This is a genomic window from Legionella sp. (assembly GCF_965140895.1).
Taxonomy (GTDB): Bacteria; Pseudomonadota; Gammaproteobacteria; order Legionellales; family Legionellaceae; genus Legionella.
In genome coordinates, this window is sequence record NZ_CBCSKT010000149.1 from 35,260 (window position 1) to 36,759 (window position 1,500).

Here is a 1,500-nt window from a genome sequence, read left to right on the forward strand (position 1 = left end):
GACAATAACCAGTCTGTTCAGATGGCGTGATCTTTTCATAGGCAACTACTCAAATTATTATTATGGTTTAATCTTGACCTGATGATTTGCATATAATGTCCTTATTCAGAACAGACAGCATGACAATCCTGATGCTTAAAATGAAATTTTAGCTGATTTTTCAACTTATGCTATGTTCCTAGTATCAAGCGGTCACAAAATAAGTCGTGATGGTACTCGCTTAATAGAAAAACTTCCAGACCCTCGTTCGTTGGCTGCCTTGGCAGTTTGCTACTCCCCAAAGTAGGTTGAGCTGCCAAGCCCAGCATTGGGGGTAGCACAAGATCTGCTGCTGGGCTTGACCAGCCCAGTCTACGTGCCTTATTGCTGTCCTTGCAACCAAAAAGTATTTGTAGTTGTTGGCAGAACCATTCCTAATTCACCACTGGCTAAATCTTCTACTCGTGCCGGAGTCGCAAGACTTGCTTGCTCAAGCAACAATTGCCCCCATTGTAACTGCAAATAATGAGTTTGTTGTTCTTGTTGTTCTACCTGGCTAAACGTCGAGCGATATGAGTTCGTACTATAAACCACGGCTAATGCACTTACTAACACGGAAACTACTAATATGATTAACAGATACGATGACTTTGACATCTGCATATCTGCCAGTTGACCATTAAATAAAGTACCTTGATTAATCACTTTCGCTGCAGCGTTCATGCTAATTTCTCCCCTATCCTTAGTACGGCACTTCTGGCTCTGACATTCTCTTTTACTTCATTTTCCTGCGGCATTATTGCTTTACCTATTCTCTTAAAATTTGTCTTTAACTCTTCATAACGAATCGGTACTTCTGGCGGTGGTCTTTCTCCCTGCTCTTTGTTACGCATAAATTGCTTCACAATGCGGTCTTCAAGAGAATGGAAACTGATTACAGCCAATCGTCCTCCTGGCGCCAACACCTTAAGACATTGTTCTAGACAACTACTTAAATCATTTAACTCTTGATTCACATGAATGCGAATCGCCTGAAACACTCGAGTTGCTGGATGTTTATGCTTTTCCCACTTGGGATTTGCTTCCTTTACTATTTCTGCCAACTGCAATGTTGTGGTAATTGGTGCACTGCTTCTCGCAGTAACAATTGCCCGCGCAATTCGTCCAGCAAAACGCTCTTCACCATACAACCTGAAAATTGCCGCCATTTCATCTGCTTCAGCATGATTGACAAAATCAGCAGCACTCATTGGCTGTGATAAATCCATGCGCATATCCAAAGGACCTTGCTGCATGAAACTAAATCCACGCTCCGGGTTATCGAGCTGCGGTGAAGATACTCCTAAATCCAACAAAATACCGTCTACTTTACCCAGCACTCCTGCCTCAGTAGCAAACTCCTCTATCTGAGCAAAAGAGCCGTGAAAAATATGGAAGCGTTGATCTTGGCCAAAACGTTCGTTTGCATGAGCAATTGCATCTAAATCTTTATCAATCGCATACAAACGACCTTGGGCATCT

General features: G+C 42.5%; 2 protein-coding genes. Both read right to left on the minus strand.

What is annotated here, in order from left to right; all coding sequences use genetic code 11:
* Positions 1-360 precede the first annotated feature (360 nt).
* Positions 361-702 carry a cell division protein FtsL gene (ftsL, locus tag ACQY7T_RS13590; RefSeq protein WP_428414064.1) on the minus strand — a complete coding sequence of 114 codons (342 nt, stop codon included), beginning with the start codon at positions 700-702 and terminating at the stop codon, positions 361-363.
* On the minus strand, positions 699-1,500 hold an 802-nt coding region (rsmH, locus tag ACQY7T_RS13595), incomplete at its 5' end, for a 16S rRNA (cytosine(1402)-N(4))-methyltransferase RsmH (protein ID WP_428414065.1). The genes ftsL and rsmH, both read right to left, overlap by 4 nt.

Bases quoted from the DNA above. Each gene is read 5' to 3' on its own strand.
- ftsL (WP_428414064.1), bottom strand. From the start codon at position 702: ATGAACGCTGCAGCGAAAGTGATTAATCAAGGTACTTTATTTAATGGT.